Here is a 23,130-nt window from a genome sequence, read left to right on the forward strand (position 1 = left end):
GTTAAAAAGAAGGACGCTAAGACCAAACGTAGCGAAAATGACACTACAAACGAATGCTATAGCGCAAGGAGCACCCCACAAGTTGCGGCTCACCTGGCGGCTGGCCGAGCTTAGCGCTGAGCCCGCACCGTAAACGCGCCGCGCGCAGTAACATCATAGGTCTGAAAACCAGCATGATGCAATACCGAATCCTGCCGGGCCACGTACCAACTTTTGCACGAAGAATCGAATAGTATTGGTGCGGCCGTTCCGAATATACTGGCCAGGGTTGCGGGGGTTACCCGGGCATTGCGGCGGAGCACAATGGCCTCCAGCCCTGGCAGCGGCGCCCGGGCGCCGCTCAGGGGCCCACTCACGAAGGCTACTTGTACTCCGCGCCAGGCCGTTAGGGTCAGGCCCGGTTCCAGCACCTGCGCGGGCACGGGGCAGCCCCGCCAGCCGGGACGGTGGTACACCTGCCGGGCCTCCCGCTGAATGCTGCCGGGCACAATGCGGTAAGTGCGTTCCGTTTCCGTGAGCGGTACAGAGTCCAGGGTTACCACTTCGGCCGCCGCGCCCTGCCAGAAGCCTACCACGGAGCGGCGCGGAATGCTGTACACAATTAGGCGCGCGTCGGGGGCGAGTTGGTAGGCGGCCCAGACCCGGCTGCTTTCCAGTACGCCGAGTAGAGCGCAGGCCACGCCCAACCAGGGCAGGCGGCGCAGCTGAAAGAACACCAGCCCAGCCAGTATGATGGCAAACATAAGCCAGGCCTGCGGGGCCGTCACGTGAATACCCGAAATCAGGGCCCCGGGCAACAGGCGGCCAATGCCGAAAATATACTCGTTGAAAAGCCAGATCAGCCACTCGAAAACCCCGGCCACAATCCGCGGCAACCAATCCAGCACGGCCGCGACCTGCCCCGAGCCTACCCCCACCAAAGCCACGATACCTTTCAGCACCAGCAGCCCCAGCCCCACGTACACGGCCCCACTGGAAATAGGCACGGCCACCAGATTGGAGGCTAGGAAGCTGAGCGGAAACTGATGGAAATAAAACAACCCGAGCGGCAGCGTGGCCACCTGGGCCGCCAACGACAAGGCCGTGGCTTGCCAAATTTTATCGAACGACCAGCCCAGCCCCTTCCAGCCTTTCTGCACGGCTTTCGGCTGCCAGGGCCGCTGCTGGCCCAGGAAAAAAGCCTTGGGATGCAGCAGCCGGCCAATGCGCGGCTGCAAGTACACAATGCTGAGTACGGCCAGGAATGACAGCTGAAAGCCTACGTCACAGAGCAGGTAGGGGTCGTAGCAGAGCAGGCAGAAAGCCGCTACGGCCAGCAGATTATACATGGACGTTTGCCGGCCGCTGGCTCGCCCCAAAATGAGGAAGGAAAACATTACGGCCGCCCGCAGCACCGAAGCCGACAGCCCCGTCAGGAACGCGTAGCTCCAGATGGTAGCCAAGCCGAGCGCAGCCGCAACAAACCGAAACCACGGTCCCCGCCGCCCCGGTAGCCGGCCCAGCAGCCACGTAACGGCCCCAAACAGCAGCCCCACCTGCAACCCCGACACGGCCATGATGTGGGTAGTACCCGTGTTAGCGTAGGCTTGCTTGGTTTCCTGGTCTACTTCATCTTTAATCCCGAGTACCAGTGCCGAAGCCAAGGCATACTCCCGCTTGGCGTGCATGTAGTGTCGAAATACGCCGTCTAGCACGCGGGCGGCGCGCATAGCCACGGCCCGCAGCCAGTTAGGCGGGGCGGTGGCAATCTGCTGGTACTGATCCGGGTGAATGAACTGCTGGTGGTATACTTGGTGGTACTCCAAGTAGCGGCGGTAATCAAACTCGCCGGGGTTAAGGGGCGGCTTGCTGGGCGCGGGCGCCCCGCGCACCAGCCATACGTCGCCGTACTGGGGCGCTGTCACGGTGGCTTCACGCGGCACACTCACCCGGATGCCCCCACGGGCCGGGCGCCACTGTCCGCCCACGCGCACCGCCGAAACCCGCACGGTAGTAGCGTACGTAGCGGGCCGCACCACAGTATAATCGTCGACTACCCCCCGGTAAAACTCTACGCGGCTCCCGAATCGGTAGAGGTGGTCAGGGGCGCGGCTTTCCGTAGCCTGCTGGGTCAGGGCGGCGCCGGCAGCATACACGGTCAGCACGGCCAGCAAGCCGGCGGCATCCGTGGCGGCTGGTCCTTTTTGGCAGGTAGCCCAGCCGTGTACCACCCCAAACAACACCAGCAGCACGCCAACCAGCGGTAGTAGCTCCGGCAGGTTTTCGCCCCAGTATAAATAGGTCAGGATGCCCGCCATCAAGGGCAAAGTCAGCCGCACAAAGGCGTTGGGCGCCCATTTAATTTCCATATAGCACGCGTTATACAAGTAGCTGTTAAGGCAGTAGTAGCTCTATCCTACAAGAGGCCAAAATGAGGAAAATAAGCTAGACAATAAAAGCCCCCTGCTCTGAAGTAGAAAGCAGGGGCGGCATAGGTATAAGAGAGTAGTGCGCTGGCGGCTACGTCAGCTTCATTTTATAATGCTCAATGTCGGCCTCTACAAACTTTTCCCCTACCCGCTCAAACCCGTGCCGCTCGTAGAAGCGCACCGCGGGCAACTGGGCGTTCAGGTACACCAAGGCCTCCGGATGGCTGGCGCGCACATCCTGCACCACGGCGGCCAGCAGGGCCGCCCCCACCTGCTGGTTGCGGTAGGCTTCCAGCACGGCAAAGCGCTCCAGCTTCACTCCCAACTCCGTAACCCGCCACCGGGCCGCACCGCAGGGCGTACCCTCCGCCGTACGGGCTAGGTAGTGAGTGGCATCCGTGCGGTCGTGGAAGTCATTCTCCAGCTCAGCGGGCACATTTTGCCCCAGCACAAACACCGTATGACGAATGGCTAGCGCGTCGTTGAGGCTGGGGTCTTGCGGGGAGGTAATGCGGGATACCTGTATCACGGGAAAGTAAATTGGTGGAAGATGCCGCCACCGGGCCGCACCTGGTTATACCGGCGAAAGTACTACACCACTGGTGGCTTTGTCCATTCCGGCTTCCTAAAAACAGAAGGGCCACCCATTCGGCGGCCCTTCTGTTTTTTGACTTCGCAAGCCGCGGAACGGCCCGGAACGTTGCTTACTGCTCCTGGTTGACTGGCAGCGCGCGGGTACCGTCGTCTTCGCGACGGGCATCGGGGTGCTTGCCGGCGTCGTGGTTGGCTACTTCCTCCTGGCGGCGCTGGTAGCTGGGCCGGTACTCCCGTACCGGGCGGTTGGCCTGGTCTTGCTGCTGTTGCACATCAAACTTATCGTAGGCCTGCACAATCTGCTTGACGAGGCGGTGACGCACCACATCTTCCGAGGTCATTTCCACGAAGCCAATGTCGCGCACGTCGCGCAGGATGTCCAGGGCCTGAATCAGCCCGGACTTCTGCTTGGTGGGCAGGTCAATCTGGCTTCGGTCACCGTTCACCATCACCTTGGCATTCGGCCCCATGCGGGTCAAAAACATCTTGAGCTGGCTGGGGGTAGTATTCTGAGCCTCATCCAGGAGCACAAACGCATTGTTGAGCGTCCGGCCGCGCATGTAGGCCAGGGGAGCAATTTCAATGGTCTTGTTTTCGAGGTAGAACTTGAACTTCTCGGGCGGCAGCATGTCTTCCAGCGCGTCATAAATCGGGCGCAGGTAAGGGTCTACCTTCTCCTTCATGTCACCGGGCAGAAAACCGAGGCTCTCGCCGGCTTCTACCACGGGGCGGGAAATGATGATTTTCTTGACCTCTTTATTTTTCAGCGCCCGCACGGCCAGCGCTACCGAAATATAGGTTTTGCCCGTTCCGGCCGGCCCCAGCGCAAACACCAGGTCGTGTTTCAGCACGGCATCCACCAGGCGCTGCTGATTGGCGGTTTTGGCTTTGATGACGCCCCCTTTAGCCCCAAACAGAATGACGTCGGGAGAAGCGGCCAGCATGCGGTCCTGCTGGTCCTCGTCGGCCGAGGTCAGGTACTGGCTGACGGTTTTGTCGGTGATTTGGCCGTACTGGTGGTAGTGCTCCAGCAGGGCCGACAGGATTTCATTGATGCGGCTGATTACGGCCGTTTGGCCCTGAATCTTGATTTCGTTGCCGCGTGAGATGATTTTACTGCCAGGGAAGGCCGCGGCCAGCTGGCGGATATTCTGGTTATCGGGTCCGAGGAACTCAACCAGGGACACATTTTCGAGCGTGATGACTTTCTCGACCAATCTAGAAGGAATTTAAGGGCGGAAGGAGAAGAAAAGAGCGGGTGAGCTGAGCCCACGAAGCCTTCTGCAAGGGGTAACAGCAAAAACCTATGAATCGTTGCTGCTCCCGATTCGCGGCAAAACGCCTACTTTTGCCGCCCCCGCAGGGGGCCTGGCAATAGTACGAATAACTCCGAATTTCCGGTCATGGGCTTGATTACGTTTCTGTCTGACTTTGGATACCGCGACCATTACGTGGCCGCCGTCAAGGCGCGGATTCTGCAGTTGGCCCCCCAGGTGCCGGTGCTGGACATCACGCACGGCATTGAGCCCTTCAATATTGCTCACGCCATGCACGTGCTCAGCTCCGTGTACCAGGATTTTCCGGAAGGCACGGTGCACCTAGTAGGCGTCAACGACATTGGCTCGCCCCGGGCCGCCTGGCACGCCGCCCGCTTCCGGGGCCACTACTTCGTATCGGCCAACAACGGATTACTTCCCCTGCTCTGCGACGGGCGCCCCGAGGAACTAATCGCCATAGGCGTGGGCCAACCCATCACAGCCTCCCCTACCCGCGACCTGCTGGCCCCAGCGGCCGTGCGGCTGGCCCAAGGCGAAGCGCTTACCTCGCTGGGCCCGGCCGCTACCGACGTGTACCAGCTCCTGAACCGGCAGCTGCGCCTGCAGGATAACCGCATTACCGGCCACGTAGTGCACGTGGATCATTACGGCAACCTCGTTACGGACATTACCCGCACGGCGGTAGAAGTTATTGGGCGCAACCGCTCCTTTACTATCCACTTTGCCCGCGAAACCGTGCGCGAAATTGCGCCCCACTTCCAGGCCACTGCGCCGGGTGAGGCCGTCTGCATTTTCAACAGCTGCGACCAGCTCTGCATTGGCATCAACCAAGGTAATGCCTCGGAGCTACTGGGTTTGCACTTCGATTCGCAGGTGGATATTCACTTTCCTCCCGACGTAAGCTAACCGGCAAGCACATCCAAATAGTGTCTTTATAGCGTTTAAACGCAGATTATAACTTTGTTTATTTATTATGTTAAGTTACAACTGCCGATATGGCATTGTCTTTTGTCTCTTGTTTCGCCGCTGAAATTTTTGTTTCCCCTATGCTGATTCGTATTGTGCGCATGACGTTCACGCCGGAGAGAGTGCCGGAATTTCTGCAGATTTTTCGGGATTCTGAGCACCTGATTCGGCAAATGCCTGGGTGCCGGTTTCTGGAGTTATGGCAGGATGCCGAGCAACCCACGGTCTTCTGCACGCACAGCCACTGGGATTCTGCCGACGCGCTAAATGCCTACCGGGGCTCCGACTTATTTGGTCAGGTCTGGCCGGCAACCAAGCGCTTGTTTGCCGCGGCTCCCGTTGCTTTTTCCGTTCACCGCGTAGACACGGCCAGCCTACCCGCCGACATGGCTTAGTAACCATGCAATTCCTGCTTGCCCCTACCCTGCTGGACAACGTAAGGAGTAGTAGCTACCAATGCTCTTGTTTCGGCCCACTGGCGTACGAGCGGTGTATACTGGCCGTACGCCTACTTTCTTAGTAACGATGACTCCCAACTACTTCGAGTTTTACGAGCTGCCGGAAACCTTTCGGCCCGACGAAGCCGCGCTAAAGCGGCGCTACTACGCCCTCAGCCGCGAATATCACCCTGACTTTCACGCCACGGAGAGTCCAGAGCGCCAGCGCGAAATTCTGCAGCTAGCCACGCTCAACACCAACGCCTACCGCACGCTAGCCGACGCCGACCAGCGCATGGCCTACATTTTAAGCCAGCACGGCCTGCTGGAGGAGGGAAAACAAGAGTTGCCTCCAGATTTTTTAATGGAAGTAATGGAGCTAAATGAACAGCTAATGGAGCTGGAATTTGAGCCCGACCAAGCCATTGTGGAACGGGTCACCAATGAAGTCAACGCCCTGACGGACACCCTAGAAGCAGGCATTGAGCCGGTGCTAGCCGGCTACCCCGGTTTGCCTATTGATGCCCGCACCCGGGCCCTGGAGCAAGTGCGAACCTATTACCTGAAAAAACGCTACCTGTTGCGCATTCGCGAAAGTCTAGCTAAGTTTGCTACCCGTTCATGAATTACCGACGTGAGCGGCACGGAATGCCCAGATGGCGGAATCGGTAGACGCGTCGGTCTCAAACACCGATATCGAAAGATGTGCCGGTTCGACCCCGGCTCTGGGTACTAGAATACAATTCCAAAAAACCTGAAAAGCTGCATATCTGGTCACAGAAGCAGTTTTTCAGGCTTTTTGCATTCTAGCCCTCTCGGGATTAATTCCTATATGTGGCCGGATTTGCGCTACCAAATCCGCTACCAAAATGAAGGTAACCTTCACCCTTCGGGAAGACAAGACGGACCGCACCGGCCTGGCCCCCGTCTTCGTGTGCGTCAGCTTCGACGGCCTACGCCTGCAAACCACCACCAAAGAAAAGTGCCGGCCCGCCGACTGGAACCGCGACAAGCAGCAGTTTCGCCGCTCCCTGCCTGGCTACCAGGATGCCAACGCTTATCTGGAAAATTTAACCCTGCGCCTGCATGCCCGCTACCGCGAGCTGCGCACCGCCGGCACGGCCCCTACCCCGGCCCTGCTGCGCGAAGCCGTACACCCCGTAGCCGAGGTGGCGCCCCCAGCCGAGCCTACCTTGGTAGAGTTGTTTGATCAGTACCGCGAGGTGCTGCGCGGCCGGGGCTTCGCCTTCAACACCTTGCGCCACTACGGCACGGCCCGCAACTGGCTGCAGAAGTTCGAGCAGCACCGCAGTAAAAAGGCCTTCTACCTGGCCGACTACACCCTTACCCGCCACGACGAGCTCATCCACTTCCTGCGCCTTACCCATGGTTTAGGCCCTAACGGCATCTTCTCCATTCTCAAGGACGTGAAGAAATTCCTGCGTCACCTGCAGCAGGAGCGCGGCCTTGAGCTGGCCCTCGACCTGAGCCGCATGCAGGTGCGGTGGACGGAAGCTCCCAAGCACTTCCTCTCTGCCGCCGACCTCATGGCCCTGGCCACCACCATTGTACCTGATACGCTCCTGCCCGTGCGCGACGTGTTCCTGTTCTGCTGTTACACCGGCCTGCGCTACTCCGACGTGCAGCAACTTCAGCCCGCCAACCTGCACACCTGGAACGGCCACCGCATTCTCAAGCTGGTGCAAACTAAAACCCGCCGCCCGGTGAGCATTTACCTCACGGCCGCTGCCGAAGCCATCCTCAACCAGTACGCCAACACCGAGCGTCTGCGCCTGCTCCCCGTTTACGCCAACCAGGTGATGAACCGTGGCCTCAAACGCCTCGGCCAGTTGGCCGGCTTGGTTACGCCGGTTGAGACCATGGAAGTGGTTAGCGGACAGGTTGTCAAAACATCGGTGCCCGCCTACGAGCTGCTCACCATGCACACGGCCCGCCACACCTTTGCTACCCAGAGCCTGCTCCGCGGCGTTTCGCCGGCTGTATTGCAACGGGTAATGGGCCACAGCAAGCTGCAAACGACCATGCACTACGCCAAGATGGTGGAAGACTTTCAGCACCAAGCCTTGCAGCTGGCCTGGGATGGCCCCGCTACCACTGCTAACACTCCCCTAGTAGCCGGGGAGGTATGCGTGGCTGCTACGGCCGCTTAATCATCCCGCTTGTGCTTGACAACCGGGCTAGCTGGTGGATTGATCCGTCAGTTAGCCCGGTTGTTTTTGTTAGGAAGGAGCTCATTGCACCGCTTAGAATTGGACGTTGAATATCTACTGCGGTGCTCTTTTTATGCATTGTTCCGCTTCAAAGGATACGGGCCTACTTAATGCACAGGGTAAGAAGCTAAATCAGTAGCTTGCTAAGCTAATTAGGCTGTTACTGCACTATGTCGGATTTTGCTTACTCCTACGCCCGCCCCTCTACTTTAGAGCAGCGCCCGGATGGTGCTGCCTTGCTGCTTTCTGCTTTTTCCGAGGAAGGACTTGACAACGAAACCGCGTGCTTTTTCTGGGGGCGCCTGCGCAATTCCTGGCTCGCGGCCCGTGCGCTGAGCACCTTAGCCAAAGTCGTTGCCTCACGGTTTGTGCCCCAGAGCGCCGCCTTGCGGGACCCCATCGTGACGGCCGGTGCCGGTCAGCTGCGCTTCGAAGCCTTTTCTTCGTGCAATGGCGTGTATGCTCGGTTGGATATGGGCCCGGAGGCCCTGGATGGGGAGTTTCTCAGCAGCGGCACCACCAACGTCGACTTCAACGAGCCCATGGTCAACGCCCTGGCTCGCATCTCCCGCACCGAGCCGGTACTGCTTTCCGTAGGCCAGCAGGAAGTGGTGCTGGAGCGCGCTGCAGGCAAAGTCGTCGAGCGGAAAGTAGCTCTGCCCGAACGCTGGATTAAGGGGCTGACGTCCGTGCAAGCCTACCTGGCATTAATGGAGGAAAAACTGCGCCTGACCCGCGTTCAGGCTATTCAGCTGGTGCAGGGCATTCCGGCGGGCTCCTCCAAAGCCGATTACTACCTGGTGCTGCGGGGCCCGCGTCCCAGCTTCGTACCGGTGGCCACTGCCGGGGCCGTGCGGGTGGGCGGGGTACACCGCCTGCGCCTGCTCGACGGGCTGCTGCCCCTCTGCGAAGCCGTACGCGTTTACGCTACGCCCGACGGTCAGGCCTCGGCCTTCGTGCTGGAGCTCGGTGGCGGGCAGCGCTTTCTACTGGCCCTGTCGGCCGATGTGTGGCGTGGCTTCTCCGGAGAAGGCAATCAGCTCGACACGCTCATGGAAGAATTGCCGGCGGAGTGGGTGAGCGGGGCGAATCAACTGTTCCGCGGAAACGAGGTGTTCAACCCCAGCCTGTTTGCGCTAGAGCACAACCTAGCGCCCAACACCGTGGAACGGCTCTGCGCCAGCCTTTCGGCCATGGGCCTGCTGGGCTTCGACCTGGCCGATAACCAGCACTTCTACCGCCGCTTACCCTTTAAGCTCGGCCGCATTCTGAGCCTGAACCCGCGCCTGAAAAACGCCCGCGCCCTGCTTGACGCGGCCGATGATGTGCAGCTCGTGGGTGTGGGGCCCGGCGGCCGCACCGAGGCGCGCGTACGCGGCACCGGCGTGTGGCACACGGTGGTAGTGGGCGGCGCGGAGGGGCCCCGCTGCACTTGCCCGTGGTTTAGCAGTCACCAGGGCCAGCGTGGTCCGTGCAAACACATTTTAGCGGCGCAGATGCGCTATCTGTAGGTCGGTCTACCAGCTGTTTTCTGCGGCGTTAGTGCCCGTCTTTCCGGAATTACCTATGACAGTAGTCGATACTTTCGAACGTATCATTCGCCATCAGAGCGTGCACCAACTAGTGCCTGTGTTGTTAGCCCTCGACAAAAAAGAGCAACTGGCTGTTCGAGCCAAGACCAAGGCGCTTCACAAGGAATTAACCGAAATCCGCCAGCTGGGCTCTTCTACCTGGGGGCGCACGGGCACGGAACCGCAGCTGGCCATGCTGTTTTTGGCGGGCGTGGCAACGTACACCCGCAAAGAAGCCCTGGGGCTGACCGAACCCCTGGGCATGCATTGGGGAGAAGGCAACGTCCGCGCCGTTAACCAGGACTTCTTTTTCTCCGTGGCGGAGCATGCCCGGCCAAACTGGTTTGGGGAATGGTTTGAGCGCAGAAGCCGGGGTGGCCCGTGGGGCCTGCCCGAATATTTCCTGTTGCGGGAGATGGAAGCGCGGAAACTCATCGACCACGAGCCGGCCCTATTCAGCCGCACGCTGGCGCATTCCTTGCATCTGAAAAGCTACCACCGCCGCGAAACCAAGCCAGTCCCCGAGTACGCGGAAAAGCTGCTGCAGCAATTTGAGGCCACCGCTCACGTTATCCAGCGGGACTTGCTGGGATTTTTCGACTACGACACCACGGTCGACTCAACCCAGGCCTACACGGGGGTAGCTCAGCAGTACGTCACCTGGCTCGACGTGCTGCTGCATCTGGCGGCAACTGGCCATCTTACCCGGACGGAACTGCTCACGCGTAGTCTGGTGGCCCTGCGGCGCGACTTTCGCCGGCCATTGCTGACCTGGTTCAAAAACTTGTTCCTAGCCCTGCAGCCTACCCCGGAAGAGTGCCTGAACCGCCAACAGGAGCTGGTTGAGCTGCTGGCCCATGCGCAGCCGCAGGTTGTCAACTTTGCGCTGGAGCAGTTGAAAGCCTTCTGGTCGCATGCGGCCTTCGACCCGGCCCCCCTCTTGCTGTACGCGGAAGGGCTGGTTACCCGTCAGGACCTCAAAACGGCCCAGCGCACCTTGCTGAGTGGCTTCGACAAGCTGCTTAAGCGCAACCCTACCCTCGCGCCGGAGCTGGGCCGACTGGCAGTGGCCGCTCTGGCCAGCGCCGATGCTGCCGTGCAGACGAAAGCGGCCAAGCTGCTCGCCTCCTTGCTACAAGCCAGGCAGCCGCTGCTCTCGGCCGATGAAACGGCAGAATTGGTGGCCTCCCTGGCCGATTACGCCGACCTGATGACGACGGGCGCCCGGCAACTCCTGGCCCCATGGCTGGTCCCTACCCCCGTGCCCGCGCTAACCTTGGGCGCCGACTATATCCCTCAGTCCGATTTCGTGCCTGAATTGTCGGCCACCACTGCGGTAGTACCCGTCGCCGATTGGCACGAATTGCTGTTCCTCACGGGCCAGGTGCTGCACCACGACAACGTGCTGGAACTGGAACGGTGGATAGATGGCTTGCTAGGGCTGCAAACTCAGCTCCCGACTGATTACGCCCAGCTGCTGCTTCCCTATCTGGTGCAGGTACGGCCTTCCCTGAAAGACAAAACCGGTGAGCAGGCCACGGCTGTTATTGCGGACAACGGCCTGACGGGGCACCGCGGGTTGGTTGAAGCCTTGGTACTGGGCTGGGCACAGGGTTTCACCACTGAGCGTGTCAACAGGGTAAATGTGCGCTTCGACCAGGACACTTCCGACCCGCTGGTGCTGGTGGAGCAACGCCGTTTCGCGGCCGCCGAAAACCACTTGCGCAACCGTTCCGGCCTGCCCTTGCTGAGCACCCCGTCGCATGCTCCCTACTGGGTAGCCCCTTCCGTTTTGGTCGACAGGTTATTGGCGTACGAGGCAGCCCACGCTGAGCCGGACCCATTTGACCTGGTTGTGGCGGTAGCCCGCACGGCCTACGCAAACGCGGCCGATGCCCAAGCAGCCCTGACCCGGCTTCCCCGGCTGCAACGTCCGGAGCTGCGCGAGTTATTGCAGTGGCTGCTGACGCCAGGTCTGCACCCTTTACCCGCATTCCCTCCGACGAAGACCTCCGTGCTCAAGCACTTAACCGCGCGCCTGGGCAAGCTGCTGCCCGGTAATGCCGGAGGCCCTACCACCCTACCCGACGCGTGGCCGTGGCTGTGGGCGGTGGCCGCGCGCACCCGTCAGCCCACTGGCGTGTTCGAGGAGCTGACTGCCATAATTCCGACCGAGTACATTGGTGTTGTTCGCCCGTGGACTCCTGAGTGGCATTTCGAAATCAAAATCGATACGTGGGTGGAGCAGTGGAAGCCCGGCAAGCCCACAATTACCCACCAATACCCGGTGCTGCAGTTTCCGAGCAAGTACTCCAGCCAGACTCCCCCATCAACGCTGCTGCTCTATTCCCAGCACGCCCGCTTCCGGGCCATGGGCCAGGCCGGGTGGCTGCTGCCCCACGACTACCGTTTCGTGGCCAGCCTGATACCCCATAACCCGGCGCCCTTGCACTGGCACGTTGTGCGCACAGCTGCCTGGGCCGATGGTCTTGAATCCACCGAGCGAGACGTCGTGCAGGCGGCCTTGCAGGAGTTGCTGGGCCCCGGCCCAACGTTCCCGGAGCCTACCACTTTATTGCTGGCGCTGGGCCTGATGCACAAGGTTCCCGCTTGCCGGGCCCTGGCCTTAGAAGTCTTCCTCTCGGCTTGTGCCACGGGCCGACTTATTCCCGCTGATTTAGGCTCCACGCTTGGCAGGTTTCTCACCGCCGAGTTCGTCCCGGTGCAGCGCTTGGCCGACAACCTGCAGCAGGCCCGCGCCATTGATGCCGTAACCGACGCCGCGCTACAGCAGGTTCTGGATGCTCTGCTTCCCCAATTGCCCGCTGTTCCGCTGCGCAACACCAAAAAGCTGGTAGAGCTATACGCCGACCTTGCCGGCCGCAGTGGGCGTAGGCCAGCGGAAGCAACAATGGCCACTTTGCGAAGCTGGAAAGGCCTCACCGCACTCAGTAAGGCGGTTGGCATGCTGGTGTAAAACGTCGTTACCCGAACGCCTGGCACTGCCAGAGGCCCCGTCTACAGGGTAGTAGACGGGGCCTCTGGCAGTGCTGCTTCAACGTTTCTTAACCTGAAATACTCCACCTTAAATGTTTAACGGCCGGGCCTCATTCCCGCCGTGCTGATTGGCGCCAACGCCGTCTTTGTTTTCCTGCAGGTAGCGCCGCACCTCGCCCCGGTCGTGGCCCAACAGCTCAATTACGTCCCACAGCCGCTCCACGGTAATATCCGGCTGACTCGGAATGTAGGTGGATATGTAGCCCAGCACCATCCAGATCTGCACGATATCAGCCGCCGGCAGGTCGTAGGGCTTCACCGTGGAATTGTCCGATAGCAGATCCACCATGCCCTTGCGGTCGGTAACCCGCCGCGGTATCCGCTTCAGCAAAATATTCTCCTGGGTCACCACCACGTAAATCTCACCCGGCTTCAGCAAGTCCCACCGGTCCACGTAGCTGCATACCACAATGTCGCGGTGGTTGATGGTCGGCTCCATGCTGTCCCCATTCACCTCGAAGGCCCGGTACGAGCCATGCTCGAAGCCCGGTATCTGGTAGGGCCGCATCTGCTCCAGGTAAGCCGCTTCGTTGTAGGAACGGGTGTATCCCGCCTGAGCCCGGGCCGGAATCAGGATGGTATTGTCGTTGCCCAGCTTGTCCACCGTGACGGCTACCACCCGCAGGCTCGACAAACTCTTATGATTGGCTGAGGCTTCTGGTGCCGCACTTTTTGGCGCGGCTTTGCCCGTATCCGTCACGCCGCCCTGAAACATCGAGCCCCGCCCCATCAGCAACCACTCCGCTGACACTTCCGGCCACATACCCAAAAAGTCTACCAAAGTAGGATAACTGGGTTCCGCACCTTTGAGAATCTTATACAGCTTACTCGTCGTGCTGTAGCCTAGCTTTTGCGTGGCTTTATTAACGTTTAAGCCATAATGATCCAGGATTTGCTGTATCCGATCAGATACGCTGGAAGGTGCGGAAGCGGGAGCGGCTGCGGTGTGTTCCATAATTTTTTGGCACTTTAGTGTATTATTAGCACTCAAAGAGTCTTATGTTTGTGTGCCAAGGTAGCAAACAATCTTTACTTGTACACTAGAATACACAACTTCATGGGACAGAATACGAACGAGCCCACCGAATTTCAGCAAATACTGCAGCGGCTGGGTACTGGCAACACTGTTGTCCGCGACACTATTACCCTGCTGGCCGGGCGGGGCCTGAAGGTTAGCCGCTCGGCCATGTATCAGGCCCTCGACGGCCGCAGCAACCGCCGCGAGCTGATTGAAGCCTTTCTCGAAACGGCGGAAGCCGAAATTGAACGCCGCCGGCAGGTTCGGGAACGAGCCACCCGCTTAATCTCTGAAGCCTGATGCAAACTGTCGTTCTCATCCCTGAACCCGAGTGGCGCCAGATTCTGGGCCGCCTCGAAAAGCTTGAATCTGCCGAGCAGGGACGCGCCAGCTCCCCCACCGAGCCCGACGCGGTGCTCTGCGTCCGCGAGGCCGCCGCCTTGCTTGGAATGAAGCCCGAAAACATCCGCAAGGCCCGGCGCCAGGGCCGCCTCAAAGGCGTGCGCATCAACGAGAAAGAGTGGGGATTCTACCGCTCCGAGCTCAAGCGTTACCAAACCCGCTATGTGCGCTACCTCACCGCCTCGCCCTCGTCTCAGGCCGCCTGACGCCGCGCTACTACCGGCAGCTGCCGGTTTCCCTGGATATGGTCTAACCCTTACTATCCAGTTCCATGCAGCTAGTCGTGCTTGTTTCCGAAACCGAGTGGCACTCACTCCAGACCGAGGTAGCCCGATTGGGCGCAGCCCTGGCCCAACTCCTCTCGCCCCCGGCCCCGCCCGACGTGGTGCTGACCACTGCCCAGGCGGCCACTTACATCGGCTTGAGCATTTGTGCTCTGCTCCGGGCCCGCCGAGCTGGCCGCATTCAGGGCGTGCGCATCAACGAAAAGGACTGGGTTTCCGGCGCTCCGCGCTTGATGCCTACCCGCGCCGCTACCATCCGGCCACCTTCCAACCCGGCCCCCTACCCTCTTCTACCCCCGTTTCACCCGATTCTACCCCCATATGACCATCCCACTTCTGCCCATCGTGGGCCCCGACGCCCCGGCCCCGCGCTCCATTATCCGCATCCAGAAGGCCCGCGTCAAACACCAGCAGTTCACCTGCGACTTCACCGAGCAGCGCGCCGACGACGCCCCACCCCGCGCCTTCACCCTCACGGCCCAGGAACAGGTTCACCCCGACCTGCTGCACCGCCTGGCTCAACTGGTTCCCCACCTCTGCCTGCTTACCGAGCAGCTAACGGAAACGCCTACCTACTGGCCCGAGGATGCACCTGGCGCCCTGCCGGCTCACTTCGAGGCCTTCACCCTTACCGGGTTCAGCCTCGGCAACGGCGGCCGGGGCGTCACCCTCATCGGCCAGCGCCAGCTGGCCGGCGGCAAGGCACTCAACCTGGCCAGCCCCTACGTCTCCTTCGACGAGGAAGAGCCTACCTACGCCTACGCCGGCCTGCTGGAAACCGCTCTCGAAGCCGCCACTACCGAAGTGGAGGCCGCCCTGCGCGGCAAATGCACCGACTACCGCCAGCTCGACTTCTTTGAGCCCACCGAGGAAACCGGCACCGCCCTTATTCCCCTGATTCCTGTGCCCGCTCATGCATGAACTACATTCAGCACTCCCGCGCAGCCCACCAGCAGCTAGCCGCGCAGCCTGCGGCCACTCCGCACCACGTCAGCCTGTATTGGGCCTTGTTCTTTACCTGGAATGCCGCCCGCTTCCCTGAGCGCCTACCCCTGAACCACGCCGACCTGATGCGCGCCGCCCACATCGGCAACGAGAAAACCTACCGGGCTGTCTTACGCGACCTGCACACCTGGCAACTGCTCCACTACCACCCCAGCCACACCCGCTACCAGCCCAGCACCTGCCAGCTCACCGACCTCTCCGACGCTCCTAGCATCCAGGGCGAAACTGCCCCTTATGCTGCTCCCGCGTCGGGGCCACAATCGCCCGAGCAGCCCGCCACCGGAGCCATAAGTGCCCCTAATGCTGCTAATTCATCGAGGGTGAAAGTGCCCGAACCACCACGGGCAAAACTGCCCCTCATGCCGCCCGCATCAGGGGCAAAAGTGCCCCAACACTCCTTATATGGTAAAACAGGAGGTAGTAAACTCTCTACTGGTAAACCTACTCCCTTCGGTCGTAGTGAGGCGCCGCACCCCGAAAAAAAAATAGAGGGGCCTATTGCGACCGATGACGGGCTTTCAGTGGTGGAAGTCATCCGGGAAGACGACCCGCCACCAGCCGCCGTCGGCTCCCTTCCACCACCTCGCCGGGGTGCCCACGCGGCCACCATTCGCCAGGCTTCCGCGGCCCGCCCTGGTAGGTTGCCGCGCCCGGAAATCCCTTTCGCCGAGTCCGAGTACGCCGACGTGGAGAAGTTCATCCAAGCCTTCCAGGGCACCGATTACGCTCTGGCCGACCTGCGCCTCTACCACGAGAAAGTGCGCCTCTGGCGCGACCGAAAAACCGGGGAGCCGCCCCGCCGCCGCGACTGGCTGGCCACCGCCCAACGCTTCATGCTCAACGACGCCCATGACAACCGCCTCAAACTCGCTCCCCCAGTCCCGCTCCACGGGGCACCTGCCGGCCCCGGCGGGCCCCAGCCCGGCAGCACAATTGATGCGCTATACGAGCAGTTCTACCCTCGGCGCCCTGGTTAGCCAGCCCACCACCGAGGCTACGGCCATCCTGGTGGCCCAGCTCAGCGTCGGCCTCACCATGGAGCAGGCCGCCGCTGCCCCCAAGCTCTTCCAGCTCAGCCGCCAGCACGGCCCCGACGAAATCCGCAAGCTGCTGGCCGTTATACTGCGTGCCTTCGTGGATTCCGTGCGCGTGCCCGACAAGCCCACCGCCGCCGACATCCTCGACCTGGCCGACACCCTGCTGCTCACCTACTCCCACGACTCCCTGCGCGACATCGTCCTGGCCCTCAAACAGGCCCGCACCAACGGCACCATCTTCTACCAGGCCCTCGACCCCGCCACCATCTACGCCCTACTCAAAACCTACTTCGAAAAGAAGGCCCAGCACCTGGAACAGCAGCACCTCGACCAGAAAGCCCGCAGCACCGCCGCTGAAAACAGCGCCCTAAAGCAGCTGCAGCAAGCCGCCCCCCAACTCGCCGCCGGCATCGGCCGCCAGCTCCCGCCCGACCACCCCAACCTCGACCACCTGCGCCAGCGCCTCACCCTCATCAAGCAAAAGGAAAAGCGCGGCCTCCTTCCACCCGAGCAAGCCCAGCAGCTGCGCGACGAAACCCACACCGCCGCCCGGCGCGACCCGCGCCCCGACTGGCAGCCCTGCCCCAAAGCTCAAAAGCTCATCAACGCCCGCCACCGCGCCGAAGACCGTCGCCTGGCCGAGAAATATCGCCCCAACTCACCACCCCAAACTGGCTAGCCTGTTGCTATTGGTAGCATTAAAACGTCCCTTCTACTACCTACTTTGCTTATATATAGGCATCTTTGCTAAGCAGGTTATAATTTGGTAGTATTCATTGCATACGTTTTACAGATTAAGCATGGAACTAAGAACTTCTTTGGGTTTATTGTCTAACCGTGAACATGAGATACTCTACCTCAGGAGACAACTACAAGAAATTTATGGTATTGATGAAGGAAGAGTAGAAGCTGTAAAATTGCTTCGCCAAGCGTCAGGTGATGCTTATGCTATAGGAGACGATGATAAAGCATTTGCTTTGCGTGACGTTGCCAATATTTTATCTAGACCTAAAAGTGAATACGACGACAGAGAGCACCGCATGAATTTTGCAGCAGTTCATAACTCTTTAGTTATAATAGAAGATCAGTCGGATGACCACTACAACCAGTGTAATCCTCATCTACAACCATTCTACTATTAATGATTTAATCAATAATGGAATATGTATCAGTTAACAACTTGTCAAAACGCTTGACCAAAGTCGTCTTACTGCAAGAAGCGTTGGCAAAAAGACAGGGGGTGGTCCAAGGATTTGAGCAAACTTCAGAGTCGCTTAAATTAATGTCCGGTGTTGCATTTCGAGACGGACATGAGGTAAAGGCCACAATACTAAGAGAGTACTCTAAAAAATTACTTGAGCATGTTGAAACCGAAATCAAGCCAATTTTAGTATTGCTCACGAAACAGATAGAAAATCTAAATAAGATGAGAGATGAAGACTATGATTAAAAATGCTACTTATGAATGATTATCCTAACTGATCGACGTTCCCCAAACCAAATAATATTAGCGGATAAATCTCTAATAGTTCGTCTCTATACCACACACCCTCTAAGGGTAGCAACTCCCCACGCTCCCACGTCCGCACCTGCCCGGCGCCTTTGACCTTGCTGCTGAGTGGATAGGCTGGCCCACCGTTTTCTAAGTCGAACAGAACCTGTTTTGCCTCAACGTCCTGGCCCACCGCTACGCCCTACGTTGGCACAGTTGACGTGCTTACCGGCGGCTTCCCCTGTCAATCCTTCTCCCTTGCTGGAAAAGGCACGATGGACCTCACGCTCTGGCGCCAGATGCTTCGCTGCGTGGTCGAGTGCCGCCCCGCGTGGGTCGTGGCAGAAAACGTTCGGGGCCTGCTTGCTCGTAGACACGGCTGGTACTCGAAGAAATCGGCGCTGACCTGGAGGCTGCGGGCTATTCCGTCTTCCCGCCGCTGCTACTTCCAGCTGCTGCCGCAGATGCCGACCACCGCCGCGAACGGCTTTGGCTGGTTGCCCACGCCCGTAGCCAACGACAGCCGCAACAGTACGTTACCCCCCTCCCAGAAGAACCGGACGCGGGGCCAGTTTTGCTCCTTTCCCTCATTCCTGCTCAACCACAACTGCGCCCCCGGTACGCCTCTCTCAGTGAGGTTCTACGAACAGCTAATGGGCTTCCCGAGCGGTTGGATCCTGCCGCCCGAAACGCCGCCCTTCACGCCTTAGGCAACAGCATCTACCCAGTAGTTGCATTTAATATTTTGCGCAGTCTTGCTTACACATCTCATCATCTCAAGTCATAAGCCAGCGCAATTCGTCTGAAGCCTAACTAGAGGATTGGTACTTTCCTTCTACTGTCTTATCCTAGTCTAGGAATTAGTGTTGTTCAGTCGCTAACCAGTTTTGTAGGGCCATTATCCCACTTATCTTTAGCATCTGCTTTCTTTAGCAGTTTTCATCTATTTCTTACGAATTCATTATGCCTCAGCTTCAGGCAGGATATGCCATTGAGGAAGTAATCCGATTCTTATCCGATTCCAAGCTTCAACACCCTCTACCAGCCTCTCAAGTCCGTGCTCTACTTCACCACCTATCTTGGTTTGAAGTCGAGTCCTCCGTTCCGTTCGATGGTCCTGGCATTGAGCATGACGACGAAGCCATTTGGGCAGTAGCTTCCAATCTTGTCAGCCGTGGCCTACCCACCCGTGCGCCCGTTTTCCTGGCCGAAGCGACACTCAAAACCTACTGGCCACAAGGTGCTGCTCAAGACGAAAATGCCGCTACCAAAGGCACTTGGGCATTTTTGCTCACCCCACCCGCTAAACCCGACTTGTGGGCCCAGTGGCTTTGGAGAGCCCTACATCCCATTGATCCCCGGTTAGGTACCGACGCCAAGATGTTTCACCAACTGCAAAGCTGGGAATCGCACGGCAGCGACTTTGAGCGCCGTTTCTTAACCAGCATCCTGCCCGCGCTGGATGGGGCCTACCTCATGCAGCTGGCGCAACCTCAAGTGTCTTTGCGCAACTTGCTCGAATGGGCCCCCGACGATGCGGAGCAGTTACACAAGCTCCTCCAAACCAACCCCGAGGACTTTACCGACCAGTCATTAGATTTTACGATTCCCTTACCCTATCCATGGTACCGGAACGGACTGACTAGCAGCCCACCAACTGCCGGCTTCATCCTAGAAGTCGATGGTAGCCAGCACTGGGAAGATGAAGCCCAACACCGCAAGGATGTCGCCCGCGACAAAGCCGCTCGGGATGCTGGCTGGTGGCCTTTACGCTTACAAACCATTGAGTTTGACAATCCAGAGCGGCCTCTCACGCCACTTCAGGAAGCTATTAGTCAGCACGGCTACTTTCAGCTTGTCCGAACCAACTACGAGCGGCCCCTCCTCGACACGCCCGCTGGCCGTTCTGCCTTGGGCCTGACCCTTGGGCCCTTAGCAGTGGCCCGCGTTCATCGCACCCTGTTGGAATGTATGCTCAACGGCATCCTGCCAGCTCACAAACCAGTTTGGCGCATTGCCATTATTGAGCGCGACCTGCCTTGTGCCATGTGGGGCGTTACCTGCCTTTTCGAGCAACTAAAACAACTCTATACCCTTCAAGGCCTCGGGCGCAGTATGCCGGGCATTGAGTTATATGTACAGACATCAGCTGATTTTGAGCAGCCGTCAATTACTGACGATCCAGGCTTCACAATCCATCGGCTACTGCCTGGAGTAGCCCCAGAGGATAAGTACGATTTGCTGCTTGATGTTTCCATCCTGCAGCGTCCCGGCTTTTCCCACGCACCTGCCTTGCGTCAAACGCCCTGCCTTACCCTCCGCACTGCCCACGCGCCCCAGCAGGCCCGCCGTTTCCGCACGGCCCCGCTCATCCCGTATCCACCCATCGTTGAGCGTGACGGCAGCAGTGAATCAGCCTACAGCATCCCCGAGGATCAGAAACCCCGCGAGGCAGCTCTAGAATATTTCGTCCAGAATATCTTCCGCAAAATGGGGCTCCGCAACGGCCAACTCCCCATTATCAGCCGTGGCCTGCAAGCAAAAAGCGTCCTAGGTCTTTTGCCTACTGGCGGGGGCAAATCCCTGACGTATCAGCTAGCCGCTTTGCTGCAGCCAGGCGTAGCCTTAGTGGTTGACCCCATCAAGTCGCTCATGCTCGACCAGTTCGATGGCCTTCAGGACAACGGTATCGACGCAGCCTCCTTTGTCAATGGCTCCATCCGCTCCCGAATCCAACGAGAGCTGCGCTTAGCTCGACTCAAGCGCGGAGAGCTGCTATTTTTCTTTATCTCCCCCGAACGCATGGTCATTCCCGAGTTTCGGCAGAAGCTCCAGGATATGTACCGCGCCGAGCCCAAAGTCGGCTTCAACTACTGCGTTATCGACGAAGCCCACTGTGTATCGGAGTGGGGCCACGACTTTCGCACCCCCTACCTACGCCTTGGCGCCAATGCCCGTATCCACTGCCGCACCTACGACGGCAAGCCCATTCCTCTCTACGGACTTACCGCCACCGCCTCCTTCGACGTGCTGGCTGACGTGCAGCGTGAGCTTAACCTGGAGCACGAAGATGAAGCTATTGTGCGCACCGAGGTGTCGGCTCGGCAAGAGCTGCATGTGCGCATCCTCCCCATCAAGGTAAATGACCCCTTCCGCTTCGACGCTGCCGGCGTCGCTAAAAAGAAGGTTTTGACTGACTTGTTGCTGCGCATAGCCCAGGACCTGATTAGCGTCAACGGTGAGTCAGCCATTTCCCTGGAGGATGACCAACCCGTAACAGTTCGGGAAGTGCCGAACTTGCGCGAGGATACATTCTTTGCGCCCGATGAACAGGGCCAATACCCACACGCCGGTCTAATATTCTGCCCACACAAAAGCCACAAAATATCCTCCGGAGTACGCAACGTAGTGTACTCCCTCAATGAGCCTGGCCAAGGCCTGCCGCACCTCAAAACGGGCTACTTCATGGGCGGTAACTCCGACGACGGAGACGCCTCCGAGCAAACCCAGCAGCGCGAAACCGCCGCCATGGACGCCATGCAAACCCGGTTCAAAGCCAACGAGCTAAACTTGCTGGTGGCCACCAAAGCCTTCGGGATGGGCATCGACAAGCCCAACGTCCGCTACACCGTTCACGTCTGCTACCCAGGCTCCATCGAGAGCTTTGTGCAGGAAGCGGGGCGCGCGGGCCGCGACCGGGCTACGGCCGTCAATTACGTCCTCTACTATCCCAACGACCTCGAAATCCAGCAAAACTTCCTGGCCAATGCCTTCAAAGGCAAACACAAAGAGGACAGCGTAATGCGGGAGCTACTGACTCGCATCACGTTCCCCACGTCCGAGCAGTGCGAAGAAATTAATGCGGAGCTGGCCGCTCAATTTCCTGACCTCACTATCACGGCCAACCTCTACGTTCCCAAAGGAGACTCCCTGGCCCGCTACCTCTACCTCAATGAAAGCCACGGCTCCGCGTATGGCTTGGTTGACCTTGCCAAAGCCTCAGCCCCCCGCGGTAAGCTCCTCAACAAAGGCCATATTTCAACCGAGGATGCGCAAACGGTAATTGACTGGACGATAAACTACTTGCTCACGGAGCTACCCGACAAAGCGCGCACTTCTCAAGCAAACCTAGTGCACGCTCTAAGTGGCGGTAGCGCAATGGCCAGTACGCCCGGCATCCTGCCCCGCTTAGAAGAGGTAAGCTTCAGCGAGGCTCCCGAGGCGCTTACTCTGGGCTTCACTAACGGTACCCTGCGTGAAATCAGCGAAGCCGCTGCCACCTTCAACCTTAAGCTGCCCGTTGCCATCCTGCGCAAAGCTGCTGCGTTCGCACACACCCCAGAAAAGTTTCTGGCCAACTTGGGCAAAGAATACAAGAAGGCTCACAGTGTCTCGCTGCAGGTACCCGCCGACCTGCGGCAACTAATTCACGAGTTGGTGCCGCAGCTCCGCCAGGAAGAAGATACCTTCAAAGCCGTGCACCGCCTCTGTCTGCTCGGCGTCGTGCGCGACTACACCATCGACTACGGAGCCCGTTCTACTACGCTCTATTTCGCACCCCGTCAAACTCCTGAACAGGTGCTGGAGGCATATCGACGCTATCTGCTGCGCTATACCACGCCCCCCAGCGCCGCCGCCCGCCTCGCTGCTGTAGAGCAAGAGGCCCAGACCAAATCCATCCTGGAGGCCTGCCTCACGAACCTACTAGAATTCACCTACACCGAAACCGCCGCCAAACGTCAGGAATCCATTAGCGCTATGGCCAATGCCTGCGAAATGGGCCTAAACGGTGAAAACCTGAGTGAGTATTTCGACCTCTACTTCAACTCCAAGTACGCCCGCAACGAGTACCTGCCCACGGACACCCAAAAAGGCAAGCACTTCGACAAAAACTTGCTGTGGAAGTACATGGACTACCTCCGCAACCCACCTGACAACCTGGGCAAGGAGAAGGACAACGCCAAGCACCTGCGCGGTGCCTGCCGCCGTTTAATTGAAGAGGGCTTTTATAGGGTTAACGGCGCTATACTACTTCTCAGTGGTTTCACCTCTCTGCTGCTAGAACTGAGCAAGCCCGAAGAGCGCCAGGCTGAGCGCATCTTCGAGGAGGGCCGTACCCAGCTGCTGGCTGGATTTGGCGCCTTTCAGGAGCAAGATCAACTGAGCACTGAGGCCCTACTGGAATTCGCCCGTCAGTTCGCCACCGAAGCAGGCCGCTACGACCACTACTTAGCGGCTTTCATCAACACCCACATCACCGACCAACTTGAGCTGGAATTAAACACTCGTTGGCTCCAGGAATTCAACCTCCGTTTCGACAACCGCCCCGTTCCGGCCATCCTTGCTTAATA

19 protein-coding genes and 1 tRNA gene are annotated in these 23,130 nt (G+C 59.2%); 16 read left to right on the plus strand and 4 right to left on the minus strand.

Features of this window, described 5'->3' with window-relative positions:
• Positions 1-110: 110 nt before the first annotated feature.
• From IEW18_RS04690 to IEW18_RS04700, 3 genes are all read right to left on the minus strand, one after another.
• Positions 111-2,348: a ComEC/Rec2 family competence protein gene (locus tag IEW18_RS04690; RefSeq protein WP_188556661.1), complete on the minus strand. Its 2,238-nt coding sequence runs from the start codon at positions 2,346-2,348 to the stop codon at positions 111-113.
• Between the two features lie 151 nt (positions 2,349-2,499).
• Positions 2,500-2,937 carry a GNAT family N-acetyltransferase gene (locus IEW18_RS04695; protein ID WP_308428038.1) on the minus strand — a complete coding sequence of 146 codons (438 nt, stop codon included), beginning with the start codon at positions 2,935-2,937 and terminating at the stop codon, positions 2,500-2,502.
• A gap of 175 nt (positions 2,938-3,112) precedes the next feature.
• Complete coding sequence (locus IEW18_RS04700) at positions 3,113-4,219, minus strand: PhoH family protein (RefSeq protein ID WP_188556662.1); 1,107 nt, start codon at positions 4,217-4,219, stop codon at positions 3,113-3,115.
• Between the two features lie 186 nt (positions 4,220-4,405).
• Here IEW18_RS04700 and IEW18_RS04705 point away from each other — a divergent pair, with 186 nt between their 5' ends.
• From IEW18_RS04705 to IEW18_RS04735, 7 genes are all read left to right on the plus strand, one after another.
• On the plus strand, positions 4,406-5,185 hold the full coding sequence (locus tag IEW18_RS04705) for an SAM hydrolase/SAM-dependent halogenase family protein (RefSeq protein ID WP_188556663.1): 780 nt from the start codon (positions 4,406-4,408) through the stop codon (positions 5,183-5,185).
• A 140-nt stretch (positions 5,186-5,325) separates the two neighbouring features.
• The gene (locus IEW18_RS04710) at positions 5,326-5,640 is read left to right on the plus strand and encodes a putative quinol monooxygenase (RefSeq protein WP_188556664.1); all 315 of its coding nucleotides are present in this window, start codon (positions 5,326-5,328) and stop codon (positions 5,638-5,640) included.
• Positions 5,641-5,770: 130 nt separating this feature from the next.
• Positions 5,771-6,307, plus strand: coding sequence for a Fe-S protein assembly co-chaperone HscB (hscB, locus tag IEW18_RS04715; RefSeq protein WP_188556665.1), 537 nt, complete (start codon positions 5,771-5,773; stop codon positions 6,305-6,307).
• 25 nt (positions 6,308-6,332) lie between these two features.
• A tRNA-Leu gene (locus IEW18_RS04720) sits at positions 6,333-6,414 on the plus strand.
• A 137-nt stretch (positions 6,415-6,551) separates the two neighbouring features.
• Positions 6,552-7,853, plus strand: a complete 1,302-nt coding sequence (locus IEW18_RS04725) for a site-specific integrase (RefSeq protein WP_188556666.1) — start codon at positions 6,552-6,554, stop codon at positions 7,851-7,853.
• Positions 7,854-8,083: 230 nt separating this feature from the next.
• A complete protein-coding gene (locus IEW18_RS04730) occupies positions 8,084-9,424 on the plus strand; it encodes an SWIM zinc finger family protein (protein ID WP_188556667.1) in 1,341 nt (446 codons plus the stop codon).
• Positions 9,425-9,479: 55 nt separating this feature from the next.
• Positions 9,480-12,461 (plus strand): DUF6493 family protein, encoded by a 2,982-nt coding sequence (locus tag IEW18_RS04735; RefSeq protein WP_188556668.1) that lies wholly within the window; start codon positions 9,480-9,482, stop codon positions 12,459-12,461.
• A gap of 108 nt (positions 12,462-12,569) precedes the next feature.
• Here IEW18_RS04735 and IEW18_RS04740 read toward each other — a convergent pair whose 3' ends face one another.
• Complete coding sequence (locus IEW18_RS04740) at positions 12,570-13,304, minus strand: S24 family peptidase (RefSeq protein ID WP_229728598.1); 735 nt, start codon at positions 13,302-13,304, stop codon at positions 12,570-12,572.
• A 294-nt stretch (positions 13,305-13,598) separates the two neighbouring features.
• On the opposite strand from IEW18_RS04740, the gene IEW18_RS04745 reads away from it, so the two are divergent.
• The 9 genes from IEW18_RS04745 (at position 13,599) to IEW18_RS04785 (ending at position 23,128) form a co-directional block, all read left to right on the plus strand.
• Entirely contained in the window at positions 13,599-13,859 is a 261-nt protein-coding gene (locus IEW18_RS04745) for an ATP-grasp domain-containing protein (RefSeq protein ID WP_188556670.1), read from the plus strand.
• Positions 13,859-14,167: a helix-turn-helix domain-containing protein gene (locus IEW18_RS04750; protein WP_188556671.1), complete on the plus strand. Its 309-nt coding sequence runs from the start codon at positions 13,859-13,861 to the stop codon at positions 14,165-14,167. Before IEW18_RS04745 ends, IEW18_RS04750 begins: the two co-directional genes overlap by 1 nt.
• A 399-nt stretch (positions 14,168-14,566) precedes the next feature.
• Positions 14,567-15,166 (plus strand): hypothetical protein, encoded by a 600-nt coding sequence (locus IEW18_RS04755; protein ID WP_188556672.1) that lies wholly within the window; start codon positions 14,567-14,569, stop codon positions 15,164-15,166.
• Positions 15,163-16,227 carry a hypothetical protein gene (locus IEW18_RS04760; protein ID WP_188556673.1) on the plus strand — a complete coding sequence of 355 codons (1,065 nt, stop codon included), beginning with the start codon at positions 15,163-15,165 and terminating at the stop codon, positions 16,225-16,227. The genes IEW18_RS04755 and IEW18_RS04760 overlap by 4 nt, the downstream gene beginning before the upstream one ends.
• Complete coding sequence (locus tag IEW18_RS04765; protein WP_188556674.1) at positions 16,187-16,966, plus strand: hypothetical protein; 780 nt, start codon at positions 16,187-16,189, stop codon at positions 16,964-16,966. The genes IEW18_RS04760 and IEW18_RS04765 overlap by 41 nt, the downstream gene beginning before the upstream one ends.
• Positions 16,967-17,087: 121 nt before the next feature.
• On the plus strand, positions 17,088-17,429 hold the full coding sequence (locus tag IEW18_RS04770) for a hypothetical protein (RefSeq protein WP_188556675.1): 342 nt from the start codon (positions 17,088-17,090) through the stop codon (positions 17,427-17,429).
• Positions 17,430-17,479: 50 nt separating this feature from the next.
• The gene (locus tag IEW18_RS04775; RefSeq protein ID WP_188556676.1) at positions 17,480-17,737 is read left to right on the plus strand and encodes a hypothetical protein; all 258 of its coding nucleotides are present in this window, start codon (positions 17,480-17,482) and stop codon (positions 17,735-17,737) included.
• Positions 17,738-18,000: 263 nt separating this feature from the next.
• Positions 18,001-18,489 (plus strand): DNA cytosine methyltransferase, encoded by a 489-nt coding sequence (locus IEW18_RS04780; protein ID WP_188556677.1) that lies wholly within the window; start codon positions 18,001-18,003, stop codon positions 18,487-18,489.
• A 670-nt stretch (positions 18,490-19,159) separates the two neighbouring features.
• On the plus strand, positions 19,160-23,128 hold the full coding sequence (locus IEW18_RS04785; RefSeq protein WP_188556678.1) for a DEAD/DEAH box helicase: 3,969 nt from the start codon (positions 19,160-19,162) through the stop codon (positions 23,126-23,128).
• The last annotated feature ends 2 nt before the right edge of the window (positions 23,129-23,130 follow it).

This window comes from Hymenobacter glacieicola, assembly GCF_014640315.1.
Lineage (GTDB): Bacteria > Bacteroidota > Bacteroidia > Cytophagales > Hymenobacteraceae > Hymenobacter > Hymenobacter glacieicola.